Raw genomic sequence first — 18,911 nt, 5'->3', positions numbered from 1 at the left:
TCGTTCGCGGGCGGCGGCGCTCAGGCCGGTGCCATGGTCTCGACCGGCCGCACCGCGCGGCTGTAGTCGGCATAGGTGCGCCGCAGCCCGTCGGTCAGCGGCATCGTGGCGTGCCAGCCGATGCTGGCGGCGCGCGACACCTCGAGCAGCTTGCGCGGCGCGCCGTCGGGCTGCGAGGTGTCGAACTGGATCCGCCCGCGGTAGCCGACCACCTCGCGGATGTGATCGGCCAGCTCGGCGATCGACAGGTCGTCCCCGGTGCCGAGGTTGATGTGGGCGCGCATCGGCTCGGTGTGCGTGTCGTAGACGGCGCGCGAGAGGTTCATCACCGCGATGCAGCCGTCGACCATGTCGTCGACGTAGAGGAACTCGCGGCGCGCGCGGCCCGTGCCCCAGATCAGCACGCTGGGCGCGGCGGTGGACTTGGCGAGGTGGAAGCGCCGGATCAGCGCCGGCACCACGTGGCTGTTCTCGAGGTGGTAGTTGTCGCCGGGCCCGTAGAGGTTGCTCGGCATCACGCTGCGGTAGTCGATGCCGTGCGAGGCGCCGTACTGCCGGTTGTAGCTCTCGCACAGCTTGATGCCGGCGATCTTGGCGATCGCGTAGGGCTCGTTGGTCGGCTCGAGCCGGCCGCCGAGCAGCGCCTCCTCGGCGATCGGCTGGTCGGCCAGGCGCGGGTAGATGCAGCTCGAGCCGAGGAACAGCAGCCGCGTGACGTTCGCAAGGAAAGCCTGGTGCGTCACGTTGGCCGCGATCATCAGGTTCTGGTAGATGAACTCGGCCGGGTAGCTCATGTTGGCGTGGATGCCGCCGACCTTGGCCGCGGCCAGGTAGACCTGGTCGATGCGTTCGCTCGCGAAGAAGCGGCGCACCGCCTCCTGGTCGAGCAGGTCGAGTGCCTCGCGGTCGCGCGTGACGACCTCGTGGCCCATGGCGCGCAAGCGCCTCGAGAGCGATTGGCCCACCATGCCGCGATGGCCTGCAACGTAGATACGCATAGGTTCTTTCGTGAAGTTCGGAATCCGGGATCGATGGCTGCGGCGGCTTCGCTAGCCCGAACCGCGCGCGCCGGCCACCACGGCGAAGGTCTTGAACAGAATGGCGACGTCGTGGCGCAGCGACAGCGTGGCGACGTAGTCGGCGTCCATGGCGGCGCGGCGCCGATAGCTCACCTCGCTGCGGCCGCTGATCTGCCACAGGCCGGTGATGCCGGGGCGCACCGCGCAGTAGTGGCCCCAGTAGCCGCCGTACAGGTCCTTCTGCGAGAACATGCAGGGGCGCGGGCCGACCATGCTCATGTCGCCCTTGAGCACGTTCCAGAACTGCGGCAGCTCGTCGATGCTGTACTTGCGCAGGATCGCGCCGAAGGGCGTGATGCGCGGGTCGCGGTCCAGCTTCTGGTACTTGGCCCACTGCAGCCGCGCCGCCGCGTCCTCGCGCAGGTGGCGCGCCAGCACCCCGTCGGCGTCGGCCACCATCGAGCGGAACTTGTAGAAGCGGAACACGCGGCCGTTCTTGCCGTAGCGCGGCTGCATGTAGATCGCGGGCCGGCCCGAGCTCAGCAGCACGCCGATCCACACCAGCGCATAGGCCCAGCCGAACAGCAGGAAGAAGCTGCCCGCCATGGCGATGTCGACGCCGCGCTTGGCGGCCATCAGCGCGCGCCCCTCGAGCGAAGGCGCGGCCGGCGCGGTCTGCAGCAGGCTCATGCGGCCGCCCCCGTTGCGCCCGGCGCGGCCAGCGGCGGCGTGAGGGCCGGATACTCGTGCGCGCGCACCCGGTAGGCGCCATAGCGGTAGGCATGGCTGCCGTAGTAGCGCTGCCGCGCATCGAGCGCGTTGAGCACCACGCCCTGGAAGCGCGCGCCCGCATGCCGCAGCTCCTTCATGCTTTGCGTCAGGTCGCCGAGCTCGTTGTCGCCGGCGCGCGCCACCATCAGCAGCGTGCCCATGTGGACGGCCATCTCGGGCGCCTCCGAGGCCAGCAGCGTGGGCGGCGCATCGACGATCACCGTGTCGTAGCGCTGCGAGAGCCGATCGAGCAGCCGCGCGAAGGCATCGCCGCACAGCAGGCCGGTGGGGTCGCGCGGCGGCACGCCGCTGGCCATCACGTCGAGTTGCGGCAGCACGGCGCGGTGGATCGCGGCCCGTTCGTCGATCTCGCCGAGCAGCAGCTCCGCCAGGCCGTCCTGCGGCGCCAGTCCGAAGTACGGCCCCAGGCTGCTGCGCCGCAGGTCGGCGTCGATCAGCAGCACGCGCCGGCCGCCGGCGGCGAGCACCACCGCCAGGTTGGCCGACACGAAGCTCTTGCCGGCGCCCGGCGTGGCGCTCGACACCATGATGCGGTTGTTGCGCGCGCCCGGCAGCGCGAACTTGAGCGCGGTGCGCAGCCGGCGCACGCCCTCGAGCGCCGGGTCTTCGGGGTGCTGCATCGCCAGCACGTGCACGCCGGGCAGGCCGTGCTGCGCCGCGCGGTCGAGCAGGCGCTGGTGCCGGCTCAGCGCCACCGTGCTGTAGACCTCGAGGCCAGTGTGGGCCTCGATCTCGGCCGGGCTCGCGACCGTGGCGCGCCACGAGCGGCGCAGCAGCACCGCGCCCAGGCCCGCGAACAGCCCCGCCACCAGCGCCAGGCCCATCGCGATCGCCGCCCGGGGGCGGATCGGCTTCTCGGGCTGCAGCGCCGGGTCGAGCACGCGCACGTTGCCGATGCGGCCCTCCTTCGCGAGTCGCATCTGCAGCGAGCTGTTGAGCAGCGCCACGTAGAGGTCGGTGTTGACCTTGATGTCGCGCTGCATGCGCAGCGCGTTCTGCTGCAGCTGCGGCATGCGCCGGATGCTGAGCTCGACGGTGCCGAGCCCCTTGCGCAGCGCGGCGATCTGCGCATCGATGGTCTGCACGCTGGGATCGCGCGCGGTGAAGCGCTCGGTCAGCTCGAGCCGCTTCTGGGTGGCGTCGAAGAGCTTGGCCTGCAGGGTCACGTTCTGCGTCAGCGCATTGCGTGCCTCGTCGTCCAGGCTGATGGTGCCGTTCTGGTTGCGGTACTGGTTGTAGGCTTCCTCGGATTGCTCGAGCTGCGACTTGAGCTTGGGCAGCTCGCCGCCCAAAAAGTCGAGCGCGCGCTGCGCCTGCGCGGTCTTCTGGTCGATGTTGAGCCGCACGTAGAGCCGCGCCACCTCGTTGAGCAGGGTGGCCAGCTGCATGCGGTCGTCGTGCTGCCAGCTCAGGTCCATCACCGAGGACTGCTTGCCCTTCTCGATCACGCGCAGGTCGCGCTGCAACGCGAGCAGCGTGAGCTGCTTCGACTGGCGCACCAGCTCGAACTGCGCGCCCGGCAGGCCGGCCATCGATCCCACCAGCAGGTGCAGCGGCCCGAGCGCGGTCTCCACGTCGAGCGGCGCCCCCACCGTGCCGACGATGGGCTCGGCCAGCTTCGGATGCGTCAGCGTGAAGCTGCTGCGCGTGCCCGCCGTGAGCAGGAAGCGCGAGCCCTCGAGTTCGGGCGGCACGTCCATCTGCGCGACGACGATGCGCTCGGCGCCATGGACGTAGCCGCCCATGCCCAGCAGGCCGGGCTGCGACAGTTCCCTGGTGCCGCGCGCGAGCCAGGCGCCGACCAGCGGCAGGTACAGCGGCCGGGCCTCGATGTAGAGCTTGGTGTCCTCGATCGCCTGGCCCAGCACCAGCCGCGACTTGAGGATCTCGGCCTCGCCCGCGGTCGGCGTCTTGGCGTTGAGCGCGCTGCTCGCCGACTCGCCCAGCAGGGTGCCGCCCGAGCGCTCGGCGTCTTCCACCTGCAGCAGCACGTTGGCCTCGTACACGCGCGGACCGAACAGGGTGTAGAGCGCGCCCAGCAGCAGCGCGGCCGCGACGAACTTCGCGATCGTCCAGCGGTTGTCGAGGAAGAGGTCGATGTGTTCCCGCAGGCGCGAGCGCGCCAGGGGAGCATCGGCCGGCGGGTCCGCGGGCGCGGGGGCCGCGATGAGCGATCGGGCATTCATGGGTTCACCTCGTGGTCTGTCGGGGGCGGGAGCGGGGGGAGCCTGGCGAGCGGCGCGCCATCAGCGGCGGCTCGCCGTGCCGCCGAGGTTCACGACCTGGGCGGCGGGCAGGATCAGGCTGATCACGCGGTTCCAGCGCACCAGCGGCACCGGGTCGATGTAGACCACGTCGCGCGGCCGCAGCTCGAAGCGGTCGGCCAGCGCGAGCGCCACCGGGTTCTTCGCGTCGAGGTGGTAGACGTCGGGCACGTCGCCGCTCGCGTTGCGCACCACGTAGATCTGCCCGGGCGAGGAGGTCTGCAGCTCGGGACCGCCGGCGTCGCCGATCGCCTCGTTGAGGCTCAGCCGGCCGTTGCGCATCAGCAGGGCCGAGGGCCGCAGGATCTCGCCCATCACGTAGACGCGGCTGTCGTCGCGCGTGCCGACGTTCACGACGTCGCCGCTGCGCAGCGGGATCCGGCCCGCGTCGTAGCCCTGGACCTGCAGCGCCGGCAGGTCGATCGTCAGCGCGCGCCCGCCGCGCGTGAGCACGATGCGCGAGCGGTCGGCGCTGGCGTTGGTGCTGCCCGCGCGGCTCAGGGCCTCGGCCAGCGTCATCGGCACGTCGGTGAAGATCTGCAGGCCCGGCATGCGCACGTCGCCCTCGACGTAGACGCGGCGGCTGCGGAAGGTCTGGATGCGCGCGCTGACCAGCGGGTCCTTGACGAAGGGCGCGATGCGCCTGGCGATCATCTCGGAGGCGGCGCTCTCGGTCAGGCCTTCCACCTTGGTGCGGCCGATGTAGGGAAAGCTGATCTCGCCTTCGCCGTCCACGATGAAGCCCGGCGCGACGCTCACGCCGGTGGCGTCGGTCTGCTGCGAGATCACGGCGCCCTGGCTGGGCATCAGCTCCGGATGGCGGTAGACCACGATGCCGATCACGTCGCCGGCGCCGATCGTGTAGGCCGGCGACTTGCCGAACAGCTCGCGGACCTCGGGCGATGGCCCCGTCGGCTGGCGCGCGGCCAGCTCGCGCACCAGCGCGGGGGTGATCGGCACGATCCGCGGTTCGCCGCGCGCGCCGGTCGGCCCGCTACCGCCCGTGCTGCCCGCGCTGCCCGAACTGCGCCAGGTGCCGCTGTCGGGCGAGCTGAAGCCCGGGATGCCGCAGCCGGCCAGGCCGAGCGCGAGCAGTGCGGCCACGGCCGCGGCGCCGAAGCGCGCGCGGTGCCCCGGCTGTGCGGCGGGGGCGGTTGAAACGAGGGGCGTCATGGGGTGTCCTTGGAATTCCGTGAGGGGTTACTGCGGCGCGAGCGCGCCCGCGATGGGCGGCTCGAGCGGGGCCGCGGCGGTGCCGGGGCTGCGGCGCTCGGCGGCGGTGCCGCGGGCGCGGGCGATCACCCAGTCGCCCACGGCACCGAGGAACAGCTGCTGCCCCCGGGCCGTGCAGACCGTGTGATCGAGGTCCCGCAGGAAGTCGTACTGCGCGGCCTGCAGGAAGGGTTCGTCGCGGAACGCGCCGAGCTGGTCGCGTCCGCGGTCGCTGACATGCAGCGAACCCGAGTAGAGGAAGTGCAGCGCCACCTGGCGCGCCCACAGGCGCCGCATGGTGGCGCGGAACCAGGCTTCGGCGACGACCGGCGGCAGCTCCTCGCTGAAGAAGCCCGGCAGCGGCCGCGCCGCGCCGGAACGCGACAGCCAGCGCGACAGGCCGCGCCCGATCCAGCGCCGCACCTTGCCCGCGAAGGCGGGATGGGCGGGCGCGGCCAGCGCGCGGCGCAGCGTGCGTTCCCAGCGCGCGCGCCGCTGCGGAAAGGCGAAGCCGTCGAACAGCGACAGGCCGATCACGCGCGCATCGACCATGCCGGCGCTCATCGCATGCTCGGCGCCCGAGCACATGCCGACGATCACGAAGCGGCGGATGCCGAGCCGCGCTTCCACCAGGTCCATGGCCGCCTGCAGGTCGTGCACCGCGCGCAGCGCCAGCGGCACCGCGCTCGCGCCGCCGGGCGCCTCGCTGTCGCCGATGCCGCCGAGGTCCAGCCGCAGGCTGCTCATGCCTTGGGCAGCCAGCGCATGGGCCAGCTTGACGTTGATGCGCCGCGGCCCGACGCGGTGGTTGGCGCCCATGTTGAGCATCAGGCAGCACACCGGCAGCGGCTGGCATTGCACGGGCTCGGTCAGCATGCCGAGCAGGCCGTCGCCGTGGCCGAAGCGCACCGGGCTTTGGGTCATGTCACTCATGGAGGGCCCCTTGCAGGCGGTGAAGCGCATCGGCCGGAACCATGGCGCTGTTGGGATAGGGATCGGCGGTCCAGTCGAGCCGGTGCTGGAAGTAGGCAAGGCGCACCGGCATGTGGCGCGACTGCTGCTCGGCCGCCCACTGGGCGGTGTGGGCCTCGTCGGGACGCGCGAGCACCAGCGTGTCGTGCAGCGCGGTCAGCGGCAGCGAGGCCGGTACGAGCGCCGAGAGCTGGGCGCGCAGCTGCGTCGACAGCGACACGCCCAGTGCCTCCTCGGGCACGGCCTGGGCATCTCGCAGGTAGCCGCGCCGCCAGCCGAGGTCGGGGATGCAGAAACTGGTGTCGACCGCCTCCACGTGCCGCTCGCGCAGCATGCGTGCATAGCGCGGGCCGTCGATCACCGGCTCCCACAGCACCAGCCGGGCCGGATCGCAGCGCCCGTTGCGCGCCGCGAGCACGGCGAGGGTGGCGCCCAGGCGCGCGCCGACCCAGACGATGCGCGCGTCGGGCGCCAGCCCGCGCAGCGTCTCGTGCGCCGAGCACAGGTCGCGGCGCCAGCCGTCGAGTTCGCCCGAACGCTCGTCGCCGGGCGAATCGCCGGTGCCGTGGAAGTCGAAGCGCAGGGTCGCGATGCGCGAGCGGGCGAGCCGTTCGGCCAGCACCTTGAAGAAGCGGTGCGTGCGCAGGCCTTCCTGGCCGAAGGGCGGGCACAGCAGCACCGCGGTGTCGCCCGGGTGCGCCTGTTCGGCGGGATGGAACAGGCCGAACAGCTGGCGCGAGGCCGGCCCGAACATGAGCGGGCGGGCCATCATCGCGCCACCTCCACGCCACGGACCGGGTCGCCGGCGAAGGCCGCGCCCGGGTTGGCGCGCAGGGCCTGCATGGCGAGCATCTGCGACAGCGCCTCGGGCGTATCGAACAGCGTCTCGGGCGCGCGCCATTCGGCGAGCGAGGCCACGCTGCCGGGCCGCGCGGGCGCCGGGCCCACCACCAGCCACAGGATGCGGCCGCCCAGCGGGACTTCGACGCTGCGCAGCTCGGGCCGCAGGCCCACCTCGACCGTGTCGGGCCGCACCCGCAGGCCCAGGCCGATGGCCTTGAGGCAGGCTTCCTTGCGTGTCCAGCAGGTGAGGAAGGCGAGCCCGCGCCGGGCGGCCGGCAGCGCGAGCAGGGCCTCGTACTCGCGGGGCGTGAAGTGGCGCTCGGCCAGCGTCAGCGCGTCGGGCACGGGGCGCAGGTGTTCCACGTCGGCGCCCAGCGGGCCGCGCGTGCCGACCGCGATCAGCGCCAGCGCATGGCTGTGGCTCAGCGAGAAGCGGATGCGCGGGCGCTCGGGCATCCACGGCTTGCCGAACGGTCCGCAGACCAGGCACAGCGTGTCGGCGCGCAGCGCGCTCTGCTCGGCCAGCGCCCGCCGCAGCGCGACATGGGCGGCGATGAAGCGCTCGCGGTCGATGCCGAAGTGCAGGCGCGAGGCCCGCACGCGCTCCTCCTCGGACAGCTCGCGTTCGCAGTCCGGGTCCAGCCGCAGGTCGAGGTCGACGTAGCGGCACACGGGCGCGTCGATCGAAAGGGCGTAGCCGGAGCCGTTCATCGAAGTACCTTCGTGCTTCGCACTGCGGTGCGAGCTTGCTTGGGGCGGCCCGGCGCGGCGCTCATGCCCGGTCCCCGCGCAGCCAGCCGCTGAGGGTGCGTCCCAGCAAGCCGAGCGTGCGGCCGGGGGTCGGCGCGCGCTTCGGGCCCCCGGCCTCGGCCGGCGTGATATCCGCGGAGGGCGGCGAGGCCGCCAGCTGCGCCAGGTTCTCGAACAGGTAGCGGCGCGGCTCGACGCGATGGCCCAGGGTCAGCGCGGTCCGCTCGACCGAGCGCTGCACCAGCAGCGAATCGCCGCCGAGGTCGAAGAAGTTGTCGCTGGCGCGGATCTCGTTGACGTCGATGCCGATCACGTCGGCCCAGATCTGCGCCAGCCGCGCATGCTCGGGCGGCAGCACGTCGGCGAGCGGCAGCGCCGCCGCGGCGGCCTGCGGTGCCAACGCTTCGGGCGGCTCGGCCGCGAGCTTGCGCAGGTAGGCCGCGCTGGGCGAGCCTTCCTCGCTGGCCAGCTGCGCGAGCGTCGCGTGCGGGCGGTCGGCCGCGCGGCGCAGCAGCTCGAGGTAGCGCTCGCGCAGCCGGGCGCCGGTCTCGCGCAGGTAGATGTCGGCGTTGTAGATCAGCGCGCCCTCGAGCCCGTGCGGGGCGTCGAGCAGCCACACGCCGATGTCGTCGGTGGCGCCGCGCTGCAGCAGGTGCATCTGCTGCGTGCGCAGGCTGCCGATGCGGGAACCGCGTTCGCGCGCATCCTGGAACGAGAACATCGTCTGGTAGGCGCCGGCCGCCCGGGCCGGGCCGCCGGGCTCGGCCACCAGGCGCTCGAACGGCACCTGCTGGCAGGCCATCAGCGCGAGCAGCTCCTGCTTCACGTAGCGCAGGTACGCGGGCAGCGTCAGGCCGAGGTCGATGCGCAGCGACACCGGCAGCATGTTGTTGAAGACGCCCATCACGTTCTCGGTCTCGGGCTGCTGCCGGCCGCGCACCGGGTTGGCGACCACGAGGGTGTCGCTGCCGATGGTGCGGCTCATCGCGAGCGCATGGATCGCGAAAGTGAACATGCTGAGCGTCACGTCGAGTTCGCGCGCGGTCTCGCGCAGCCGCTGGGTGGCGGGCAGGTCGATCGCGATCCATTGCGAACCGCCCTGGCCGCTCCTGCCGGCGCGGCGCGGCATGTCGGTGCGCGGCAGGCGCGGCGCGGCCACGGCGGCGGCGCGCTCGCGCCACAGCGCGCGCTGCGCCTCGAAATCGGGCGTGGCCATCCAGCCGGCCAGCCACTCGGCATAGTCGCCGTGCGTGGTCGCGAGCGCGGGCAGCGCGTGCGGGCGGCCACGCTCGGCCGCGTCGTAGAGCGCGGCCAGCTCGGCCTGCAGCAGGTCGAAGGACCAGCCGTCCCAGACCAGGTGGTGCGGCACGAACACGAAGACATGCGCGTCCTCGTCGATGCGGAACAGCGCGGCGTGCAGCATCGGCGCGCGGTGGATGTCGATCGGGCGGTCGGCCAGCTCCTGCATGCGCTCGGCGAGCTCGGCCTCGCGCTGGTCGGCCGGCAGCTCGCGCAGGTCGATCACGGGCAGCGAGAAGTCGACCGCGCGGGCGATCGACTGCACCGGCGCGCCGTTGGCCGGATCCACGCCCATGCAGGTGCGCAGCGCGGGCTGGCGGCGGATGATCTCGCGCAGCACGGCCTCGAAGCGCGCGGCGTCGAAGGCGCCGAGCAGCCGCTGCGCCGAGGGCGCGTTGTAGACCGAGCGGCCCGGGTGCAGCTCCTCCATGAAGCGGATGCGTTCCTGCGACGGCGTCATCGGCGCCAGCTCGCGCTCGAAGTGGCAGGGCAGTGCGGTCTGACGCGTTTCGCCCGCGCCGCGCAGGGCGGTGATGGCGGCAGCCAGCCGCTGCGCGGTCGGCGCCTCGAACAAGGTGCGCAGCGGCAGCGCCAGATCGAACTCGCGGCTCAGCAGCGTGGCCAGCCGCGCGGCCAGCAGCGAATGGCCGCCCAGGGTGAAGAAGTCGTCGCCCATGTCCATGCCCGGCAGGCTCAGCACCTGCTCCATCGCCGCGAGCACCTTGCGCTCGACCTCGTTGGCGGGGCCGGCACCGCGCTGCACCGCCGCGCGCGGCAGCGCGCCCGGCGGCGGCAGCGCGACGCGGTCGAGCTTGCCGTTCGGCAACGTGGGCAGCACGGGCAGGGTGACCACGTGCTGCGGCAGCATGAAGGCCGGCAGGTTTTCGCGCAGGTGCTGCATCAGCGCCCCGAGCTCGAAGGCCGCGCCCGCGGCGCCCGGCTGCAGCGCCAGGTAGGCCACCAGCCGCACGTCGCCGGGCCGGTCCTCGCGCGCCACGACCACGCTGCGCGACACGCCCGCCGCCTCGTTGCAGCGCGCCTCGATCTCGCCGGGCTCGATGCGGTAGCCGCGCACCTTGACCTGGAAGTCCAGCCGTCCCAGGTGTTCGAGCAGGCCGTCGTTGCGCCAGCGGCCGCGGTCGCCGGTGCGGTAGAGGGCGGTGGCCTGCCCGAGGATGCGCGCGCTGACGAAGCGCTCCGCGCTCAGTTCCGGCCGCTCGAGGTAGCCGAGCGCGAGGCCCTCACCGCCGATGCAGAGCTCGCCCGGCACGCCGACGGGGCAGGGCTGCAGCGCGGCATCGAGGATCCAGACGCTGGTGTTGTCGATCGGCTGCCCGATCGACACGCCGTGCGCGGCGATCGTGTCGCGTCGCATGTTCCAGGCCGTGGACCAGACGGTGGTCTCGGTCGGGCCGTAGACGTTCCACAGCTGCGCGCAGCGCTCGAGCAGCTCGAGCGCGAGCCGCCCGCGCACCGGCTCGCCGCCGATCCAGCCGCGCAAACCGGGCGCGCCGGGCCACTGCGCGTCGAGCAGCAGCTGCCACATGCCGGGCGTGGCCTGCAGCACGGTGACGTCCTCCTCCTCGAGCAGCGCGCGCAGGCGGCGGCCGTCCATGGCGGTCTCGCGCGGGACCATCACGATCTCGGCGCCGGCGGCCAGCGGCAGCAGCAGCTCGGCCACCGCGATGTCGAAGGACAAGGTGGTGACCGCGGCCAGCCGGTCGCCCTCGCCGAGGCCCGGCGCCTTGCGCATCGACTGCAGCAGGTTCGCCACCGCGCGGTGCGGCACGCACACGCCCTTGGGCGTGCCGGTCGAGCCCGAGGTGTAGATGACGTAGGCCGCGTCCTCGGGGCCGGCATCGTCGTCACCGGGCGGCAGCGCGCCCGCGGGCGCGCGCTGCCAGGCGGTGTCGCGGTCGAGCTCGAACACGCGCTCGGCGGCATCGGCACGCCAGCCGCGCGGCGCGGTCGCGATGTCCGAGCTGGTCAGCAGCAAGGCGAGCTGGGCATCCGCGGCGTAGTGATCGAGCCGTGCCTGCGGAAAGCCCGGGTCGAGCGGCACGTAGGCCGCGCCCGACTTCAGCACCGCCAGCAGCGCGACGACCATGTCGATGCCGCGCTCCAGGCACAGGCCCACGCGCTGGCCGCGGCCCATGCCGCGTTCGCGCAGCGCATGCGCGAGCCGGTTCGACTGCGCGTCGAGCGTGCCGTAGCTGCAGCGGCGCGCGCCGTCGCGGATCGCGGGGCGATCGGGCTGCAGCAGCGCGCTGGCCTCGAAGCCGGCATGCGCCAGCGGCAGGCCCGCCAGCGGGCTCGGCGCGGGTTGCAGCGCGAGCAGCTCGCGCGCCGCCTCGGGCGAGAGCAGCGCCAGCCGGCCGATGGGCTGGTCCGGTGCCTGCACGGCCGAGCGCAGCAGGCACTCGAACATGTCGAGCCAGCGCCGCACGCTGGCCTCGTCGAACAGGCCGGTGTTGTACTGGGCCTCGACCACCAGGCCGCCCTCGGCCGGCCGCAGGTTGAGGAACAGCTCGAAGTTCTCGTAGCGCCGCGGCACCGTGTCCTGCGTGACCGCGAGGCCGGCGAAGTTCTGTGCGCTGCCGGCCACGTCGGGGTCGAGGTTGAACATCACGCTCACCAGTGGCTGGCGGCTCGCGTCGCGCTCCAGCGAGAGCTTGCCGAGCAGCGCGCCATAGGTCAGCGACTGGTGCTCGAAGGCATCGAGCACGGCCGTGCCGCATTCGCCCATCAGCGCGTCGAAGCGCAGTTGCCCGCCCACCGCGAGACGCAGCGGCAGCAGGTTCACGCAGTGGCCGACCAGCCCCGGCATGTCGCGCGAGAGTTGCCCCGAGGCGGGAATGCCGATCACGATGTCGTCCTGCCCGCTCAGGCGGTGCAGCGTGGCGGCGAAGGCGGCCAGCAGCCCCGCGAACAGGCTGGTGCCGGACTTCGCGCTCGCGCCGCGCATCGCGCTCACCAGCGCGCGATCGAGCCCGCGCTCGATGCGTTGCGAATCGAAGCCGCGCACCGCCGGGCGCGGCCGGTCGGTCGGCAGCTCGAGCACCGGCAGGGTACCGGCGAAACGCGCGAGCCAATGGTCCACATGCGCCTGCATGGCGGGCCCGGCCGCCTCGGCGGCTTCCTCGGCCGCGAAGGCCGCGTAGCTCGGCGCGGCGCGCAGCGGCAGGCCTTCGCCGATCTCGTCGGCATAGAGATGGCCGAGCTGCTCGGCGATGACGGCCCACGACCAGCCGTCGCACACCACGTGGTGCGCCGACATCACGAGTTCATGCTCGGCATCGCCGAGCCGGTACAGCGCAGCCCGGAACAACGGACCGTGCTCGAGCGGGAACGGGGTGCACACCGCGTCTCGGTGCGCGGCGTCGAGCGCCTGCGCGCGGCCCGTCGCATCGAGCGTGCGCAGGTCGCGCAGCTCGAGGGCCGGCGCGTCGCCGCCGCCGACCAGCATGCTGCGGCCGTCGGGTGAGAGGGTGGCGCGCAGCGACTGGTGGCGCTGCACCAGCCGCGCCAGCGCGCGCGACAGCGCCGGGCCATCGAGCGTGCCGCGCAGCCGCAGCAGCACCGATTCGTTGTAGGCCAGCGAGGCCTCGGCGCTCAGCATGGCGCCGAGCCAGACCTCGCGCTGCGATTCGGTGGTGGGAATCACGCACTCGACGCTGCCGCGGGCCGGCGCGGTGTCGATGGCATCGGGGGTAGAGCGAAGCACGGCGTTCATGCGACCGCCTTGGCGTTCGCGCCACCGGCCGGGGACTGGTCCGCCACCGCGGGCACCGCGCCGCCGTCGACGGCCGGCACGTACCAGAAGGGCTGGCCGTCGACGTCGCGGGCGAGCACCGAGCCGTCCTGCGCGTTCCTGCGCACGTCGAAGCTCAAGGGACTGGGCGCGCGGCGCGGCAGGAAGTCTGACTCCTGCAACTCGGCCACCGAGGCCTTGAACGCCGCCTGGATGGCCGCGATGTCCTGTGCGCCGTGGGCGCTGGTCAGGAAGCAGGGGAAGTTGTCGAGGATGTGGATGCCGCGGCTGCGCATCATGGCGAACAGCAGGTCCTGCAGCGGATGTTCCTCGAGCCAGTGCACGCGCCACAGCGATCCGCAGTGCCGTATGGCGATCGGCGCGCCGACCTCCAGGCACCAGGCGCTCAGTTCGTCGGCCATGGCGCCGGTGCGCTGGTTCAGGCCCTCCTGCAGCGCCGCGCCGGCTTCCTTCAGGTGCGTGAGCGCGGCCTTGGCCGCGGCCAGCGCGAGCGGATGGCGCACGAAGGTGCCCGCGAAGTAGGTGACGCCGACGCCCGGGATGGAGTCGTCGCCGTACTGCCAGGCGCCGCCGTCGAGCGCGTCCATGTAGGCGCGCCGGCCCGCGACCACGCCGATCGGAAAGCCGCCGCCGATGACCTTGCCGTAGGTGGCGAGGTCGGCGCGCACGCCGAACAGCGCCTGCGCGCCGCCGAGCGCGACGCGAAAGCCGGTGATGACCTCGTCGAAGACCAGGCAGCAGCCCTGCTGCTCGGTGATGGCGCGCAGCGCGTGCAGGAACTCGCGCGGCTGGAAGTCGGGCCGCCGGCTCTGCACCGGCTCGACCAGCACGGCCGCCAGGTCGCCGGCGTGCTCGCGGATGAAGGCCAGCGCCTCGGGCGTGCCGTAGTCGAGCACGCGGATGTCGCCGAACATGCCGCTCATCACGCCGGGCGCGGCGGACAGGCCCTTGGCGTTGCGGCCCGCGCGCACCAGCACCTCGTCGAAGGTGCCGTGGTAGGAGCCGGTGAACACCACCACCGTGCTGCGGCCGGTGACGGTGCGCGCGATGCGCAGCGCCGCCATCACCGCTTCGGAGCCGGTGTTGCAGAGGCCGGCGCGGTCGCTGCCGGTGAGCTCGCAGACCAGGCCTGCGACGTCGGCCGCCAGCGGGTGCTGCGGGCCGATCTCGTAGCCGGCGTCGAGCTGCCGGCGCACCGCCTCCTGCACGAAGTCGGGCTGCCAGCCGAACATGTTCATGCCGAAGCCGTTGAGCGCGTCGACGTACTCGTTGCCGTCGATGTCCCAGAGCTTCGAGCCCTTGGAGCGCTCGACCACGATCTGGTAGACGATCTCCTTGGTCAGCGGCCGGAAGCCGTTGACCACGCGCGGATCGGCCATATGCGGGCGGTTGTCCTCGGTGAACTGCTTGCTGCGGCGCGTGCGCTCGACATAGCGGCGCACGAAAGCCGCGAGCCGCGCCTGCTGCCGCGCGCTGGGTTCGGCCGTGCGCTGGGTGTGGATGCGCGCGATGGCGCCGAAGGCCTTGGCCACGTCGTAGCGCTGCGGCGGGCTCGCGGCCGGGACCGCCTCGGCGGTGGGCTGCGGGACTACGGCGGGAGCAGGCGCGATCGAGGCGGCGCCGGACATCAGCGCGAGTTGCTGGCGCATGATTTCCATTTGCTGCGCAATCAGTTGTGGCAACTGGAATGCGCCCGCGTTTTCATCGAGCCGCGGGACCGCCATCGCGGGCATGACAGGCATCGCGGCGGCGCTCGGCACCTCGTCCTGCAGGCTCTGGCGCAGGAAGGCGGCCAGCGCGTCGAAGCTGCGGTGCTTCTCCATCAGTTGCCTGAAGCTCAGCTCGACCTTGAAGTGCTTGCGAATCTGCGTCGCGGCCTGCGTCAGCGTCAAGGAATCGAGCCCGAGTTCGGCGAACGGCGCATGCCCGTCGGCCTGCGCCATGTCGAGGCCGCAGATGTCCTCGAACAGCGCGCGCAGGCGGGCGTCCAGGGTGGACGCGGACGCGGGGGGAAGAGGCGGGGGCGTTGCAACGGTCACGGTGGACTCCAGGGCGATCGGGGGGACGAGGGGTGCGGCGGCTGGCGTGGCGGCCGAGGCGGAAGCGGAAAGAGGGGGCGCGATGTCGACCCAGCAGCGCTGGCGCTCGAACGGCGTGGTCGGCAAGCGCACGCGCCGCGCATCGGTTCGGGTCGACAGGCGCGCGAGCTCGATCTCGGCGCCGCGGGTCCACAGCCGCGCGCAGGCCAGCCGCAGCAGCGCCACCTCGTCGGCCGGATCGCCATGCAGCAGCGACACCGCCGTGCCCGCGTGCTGGCGCGCGAGCGTGGCCAGCGTGTTGCGCGGCCCGGTCTCGACGAACAGCGGCTGCGACAGCCGCGCGAGGGTGTCGCGCAGCGCGGGCGAGAAACGCACCGTGCCGCGCACATGCTGGGCCCAGTAGGCGGCGCTGGTGGCTTCCACTTCACTGAGCGGCTGGCCGGTGAGCGTCGAGACGATGGGAATCCGCGGCGCGCGCAGCACCATCTGCCGCACCAGCGCCTCGAAGGGCGCGACCACCTCGTCCATCATCGAGGAATGGAAGGCGTGCGAGGTCTGCAGCGCGCGGCTCGCAATGTCCTCCTGCTGCAGCGAGGCCTGCAGGGCGGCGATGGCCTCCGACGGCCCCGCCGCCACGCAGGCCGTGGGGCCGTTGTCCGCCGCGAGCGACAGCGAGGGATCGAGCCGCGCGAGCAGCTCGGCCGCGCCGAGGCGCACCGACAGCATCGCGCCCGCCGGCTGCGCCTGCATCAGCGCGCCACGGCGCGCGACCAGGCGGGCCGCATCCTCGAGCCGCATCACGCCGGCCAGCACGGCCGCCACGAACTCGCCGACGCTGTGGCCGATCAGCAACTGCGGCCGGGCGCCGAGCGAGAGCAGGCGGCGCGCCAGCGCATATTCGAGCGTGAACAGGGCCGGCTGCGCGACGGAGGTCGGCAGCAGGGCCTGCGGATCGCTCGAGAACATGCGCTCGCGCAGGTCGACGTCCAGTTCGCCCGCGAAGGCCGCGAGGGCGTCGTCGAAGGCGGCCGCGAACACCGGGTCGCCCGCGTGCAGCGCCCGGCCCATGCCGGCGTACTGGGCGCCCTGGCCCGGGAACATCAGCACCAGTTGCGGCACTCGCGCGCCCACGCTGCCATTCGCGCGCCATGGCGAGCCGGGGTCGCGCAGCGCGGCCACCGCGTCGTCCGCGCGGGACGCCACTACCGCGCGGCGGAATGCATGCGCCTTGCGGCCGACCGCGAGCGTGTGGGCCACGTCGGCCAGCGAATCCTCGGGATGCGTCTCGAGGTGCGCCGCGAGCCGCTCGGTCGCCATCGCCAGCGCGGCCTCGGAACGCGCGGCCAGCGGCAGCACGTGCATGCCCTCGTCGGGCGCCGAGGGCGCGCGCGCGGGCGCCTCCTCGACGATGACGTGGGCATTGGTGCCGCCGACGCCGAAGGAGCTCACGCCGGCGCGGCGAGGCTGCGCGCCGCGTGGCCAGGGCTTCGGATCCGGGTTGACGCGAAAGGGCGTGCGCTCGAAGCCGATCGCGGGATGCGGTTCGGTGAAATGCGCGGTTGGCGGTATGCATTCGTGCTGCAGCGCCAGCGCCGTCTTGATCAGTCCGGCCGCGCCGGCGGCCGTGACCATGTGGCCGACGTTGCTCTTGAGCGAGCCCAGCGTGCAGAAGTCCAGCGCATCGGTGTGCTCGGCGAAGGCACTGGCCAGCGCCTCGACCTCGATCGGGTCGCCCATCGGCGTGGCGGTGCCATGCGCCTCGACGAAGGAGATGCTGCGCGCATCGACCCGGGCCGCGGCCAGCGCCGCGCGGATCACCGCGGCCTGCCCGTCGACGCTGGGCGCGGTGAAGCTGGCCTTCGCGCCGCCGTCGTTGTTGACGCAGGCGCTGCGCAGCACGGCATGGATGGTGTCGCCGTCGGCCTGCGCGTCGGCCAGCCGCTTGAGCAGCACCACGGCCGCGCCGTCGCTGAAGACCGTGCCCTGCGCCTTCGCGTCGAAGCTGCGCGTGTGGCCGTCGGGCGAGAGCATCGCGCCCTCGTTGTAGAGGTAGCCGCTGCGCGGCGGGCAGGTGACTGCGGCGCCGCCGGCCAGCGCCATGTAGCACTGGCCGCTGCGCAGCGCATGGAAGGCCTGGGCCACCGCGACCAGCGAGGTCGAGCAGGCGGTGTGCACGCTGACCGCCGGCCCGGTGAGGTTGAGCCGGTGCGCGACGCGGGTGGCGATGTAGTCCTTCTCGTTGGCCAGCATCGTCTGGAACTCGCCGACCGCCTCGACCAGGTCGGGCCGGGTGCTCAGGTGGCGCTGCGCGTAGCTGGCGTTGTACATGCCGGCATACACGCCGACCGGGCCCGGCGCGGCATCGGGCACGTAGCCCGCGCGCTCCAGGCATTCCCAGCAGATCTCGAGGAACACGCGCTGCTGCGGGTCCATCAGCGCGGCTTCCTTGGGCGCGATGCCGAAGAAGGCTGCGTCGAAGTCCTCGATGCCGTCGATCACGCCGCGCGCCCGCACATAGGCCGGGTCGCGGCGCAATGCATCGCTCACGCCGGCGTCGAGCGTGGCGTCGTCGAAGAAGCTGATGCTGTCGCGGCCGGCCACGAGGTTGTCCCAGAACTGCTCGACATCGGCCGCGCCCGGAAAGCGGCCGGCGGTGCCGATGAGGGCGATGGCATCGACATCGGCGTCGGCGGCTACGGCACGTTCGTGCGGCGCTTCGATGGCGGCGCGGGCTTTCGCCTTGCCGCCCGGGCGCAGCCGGGTCGCGATCGCCGCGGGTGTGGGATGGCTGAAGAACAGGTTGGTCGACAGCGGCACGCGCTGGTCGCGTCGGTCGCGCTGGAGCACGGCCAGCACCTGCAGCACGCGCATCGAGTCGCCGCCCAGGTCGAAGAAGTTGTCGTGCCGGCCGACCTCGGCGAGCTGCAGTGCGTGCGCGAAGGCCTCGCACACCGCCTGCTCGGCGGCATCGCGCGGCGCCTCGTAGGCCTGCGCGAGCGCGGGGCGCTCACCGGCCGGCTCGGGCAGGGCCTGGCGGTCGAGCTTGCCGTTGGGCGTGAGCGGCAGCCGGGGCAGCCACAGCTGCGCCGAAGGCAGCAGCGCGGCGGGCAGCCGGGCCGCGAGGTGGGCGCGCAGCGCCTCCCAGGGCAGCGGCTGCGCACGCGCGACCAGGTAAGCGACCAGGCGCAGCGCGCCGCCCGCATCGGGCCGCGCGGCGACCGCGCAGGACTGGATGGCCGGATGCGCGAGCAGGGCGGTCTCGATCTCGCCGAGCTCGACCCGGTGGCCATGGATCTTGACCTGCCCGTCGCGGCGGCCGACGAACTCGATCGTGCCGTCGGGCAGCCAGCGCGCCAGGTCGCCGCTGCGGTAGAGGCGGTCGCCGGCCGCGCCGAAGGGGTCGGTGACGAAGCGCTGCGCGCTCAGCGCGGGCTGGCCCAGGTAGCCGCGTGCCAGGCCATGGCCACCGATGCAGAGCTCGCCCACCAGGCCCGCCGGCAGCAGCGCGAGCGAAGGGCTCAGCACGCGCAGCACCGTGTCCTGGATCGGCCGCCCGAGCGGCACCGAGCGCAGCGTGTCGGGCAGCACGGCGGGAATGCGGTGGGTCGCCGCGAAGGTGGTGCACTCGGTCGGGCCGTAACCGTTGCTGAGCACCAGCCCCGGCAGCGCAGCGAGCGCGCGCCGCACATGCGGTAGCGACAGCGCTTCGCCGCCGGTGATCAGGTGGCGCAGGCCCGCGAGGTGGGCGGGATCGTCGTCGACCACCGCATTGAAGAGCGCGGCCGTGAGCCAGGCCGTGTGCACGCCGTGCCGGGCGATGGTGCGCGCGAGCCCCGCGCCGGTGGGCAGCCGTTCGTCGTGGACCACGCAGCAGCCGCCATTGAGCAGCGGCCCCCAGAATCTCGAGCGTGGCCGCGTCGAAGCCCAGCGGCGCGGCATGCAGCATGGA

Annotated in this window: 9 protein-coding genes; all 9 read right to left on the bottom strand. The window is 73.1% G+C overall.

Translation table 11 applies throughout. The annotated features are described in order from the left end of the window. Window positions 1-20 precede the first annotated feature (20 nt). The 9 genes from AC1HIL_RS32740 to AC1HIL_RS32700 all read right to left on the bottom strand — a co-directional run bounded on the left by AC1HIL_RS32740 (window position 21) and on the right by AC1HIL_RS32700 (window position 18,829). Window positions 21-998, bottom strand: coding sequence for a GDP-L-fucose synthase family protein (locus AC1HIL_RS32740; protein ID WP_479669151.1), 978 nt, complete (start codon window positions 996-998; stop codon window positions 21-23). Between the two features lie 51 nt (window positions 999-1,049). Beyond that, window positions 1,050-1,709, bottom strand: coding sequence for a sugar transferase (locus AC1HIL_RS32735; protein ID WP_093350076.1), 660 nt, complete (start codon window positions 1,707-1,709; stop codon window positions 1,050-1,052). Beyond that, complete coding sequence (locus AC1HIL_RS32730; RefSeq protein WP_479669152.1) at window positions 1,706-3,997, bottom strand: polysaccharide biosynthesis tyrosine autokinase; 2,292 nt, start codon at window positions 3,995-3,997, stop codon at window positions 1,706-1,708. Before AC1HIL_RS32730 ends, AC1HIL_RS32735 begins: the two co-directional genes overlap by 4 nt. A gap of 60 nt (window positions 3,998-4,057) precedes the next feature. Next, window positions 4,058-5,248, bottom strand: a complete 1,191-nt coding sequence (locus AC1HIL_RS32725; RefSeq protein ID WP_479669153.1) for a polysaccharide biosynthesis/export family protein — start codon at window positions 5,246-5,248, stop codon at window positions 4,058-4,060. A gap of 27 nt (window positions 5,249-5,275) precedes the next feature. Beyond that, complete coding sequence (locus tag AC1HIL_RS32720) at window positions 5,276-6,220, bottom strand: alpha/beta hydrolase family protein (protein WP_479669154.1); 945 nt, start codon at window positions 6,218-6,220, stop codon at window positions 5,276-5,278. Continuing rightward, window positions 6,213-7,028 carry a serine aminopeptidase domain-containing protein gene (locus tag AC1HIL_RS32715; RefSeq protein WP_296775749.1) on the bottom strand — a complete coding sequence of 272 codons (816 nt, stop codon included), beginning with the start codon at window positions 7,026-7,028 and terminating at the stop codon, window positions 6,213-6,215. The genes AC1HIL_RS32720 and AC1HIL_RS32715 overlap by 8 nt, the downstream gene beginning before the upstream one ends. Further along, window positions 7,028-7,813, bottom strand: a complete 786-nt coding sequence (locus AC1HIL_RS32710) for a 4'-phosphopantetheinyl transferase family protein (protein ID WP_479669155.1) — start codon at window positions 7,811-7,813, stop codon at window positions 7,028-7,030. Before AC1HIL_RS32710 ends, AC1HIL_RS32715 begins: the two co-directional genes overlap by 1 nt. Before the next feature lie 61 nt (window positions 7,814-7,874). Continuing rightward, window positions 7,875-12,884 carry an amino acid adenylation domain-containing protein gene (locus AC1HIL_RS32705; protein ID WP_479669156.1) on the bottom strand — a complete coding sequence of 1,670 codons (5,010 nt, stop codon included), beginning with the start codon at window positions 12,882-12,884 and terminating at the stop codon, window positions 7,875-7,877. Next, a complete protein-coding gene (locus tag AC1HIL_RS32700; protein ID WP_479672799.1) occupies window positions 12,881-18,829 on the bottom strand; it encodes an aminotransferase class III-fold pyridoxal phosphate-dependent enzyme in 5,949 nt (1,982 codons plus the stop codon). The genes AC1HIL_RS32705 and AC1HIL_RS32700 overlap by 4 nt, the downstream gene beginning before the upstream one ends. Between the last annotated feature and the right edge of the window lie 82 nt (window positions 18,830-18,911).

The organism is Variovorax sp. ISS6 (assembly GCF_056523145.1).
This window is presented reverse-complemented; position numbering and strand designations above follow the sequence as displayed.

Excerpts from the sequence above, each read along its gene's own strand:
- AC1HIL_RS32740 (WP_479669151.1), bottom strand. The coding sequence starts at position 998 with ATGCGTATCTACGTTGCAGGCCATCGCGGCATGGTGGGCCAATCGCTC.
- AC1HIL_RS32735 (WP_093350076.1), bottom strand. The coding sequence starts at position 1,709 with ATGAGCCTGCTGCAGACCGCGCCGGCCGCGCCTTCGCTCGAGGGGCGC.
- AC1HIL_RS32730 (WP_479669152.1), bottom strand. The coding sequence starts at position 3,997 with ATGAATGCCCGATCGCTCATCGCGGCCCCCGCGCCCGCGGACCCGCCG.
- AC1HIL_RS32725 (WP_479669153.1), bottom strand. The coding sequence starts at position 5,248 with ATGACGCCCCTCGTTTCAACCGCCCCCGCCGCACAGCCGGGGCACCGC.
- AC1HIL_RS32720 (WP_479669154.1), bottom strand. The coding sequence starts at position 6,220 with ATGAGTGACATGACCCAAAGCCCGGTGCGCTTCGGCCACGGCGACGGC.
- AC1HIL_RS32715 (WP_296775749.1), bottom strand. The coding sequence starts at position 7,028 with ATGGCCCGCCCGCTCATGTTCGGGCCGGCCTCGCGCCAGCTGTTCGGC.
- AC1HIL_RS32710 (WP_479669155.1), bottom strand. The coding sequence starts at position 7,813 with ATGAACGGCTCCGGCTACGCCCTTTCGATCGACGCGCCCGTGTGCCGC.
- AC1HIL_RS32705 (WP_479669156.1), bottom strand. The coding sequence starts at position 12,884 with ATGAACGCCGTGCTTCGCTCTACCCCCGATGCCATCGACACCGCGCCG.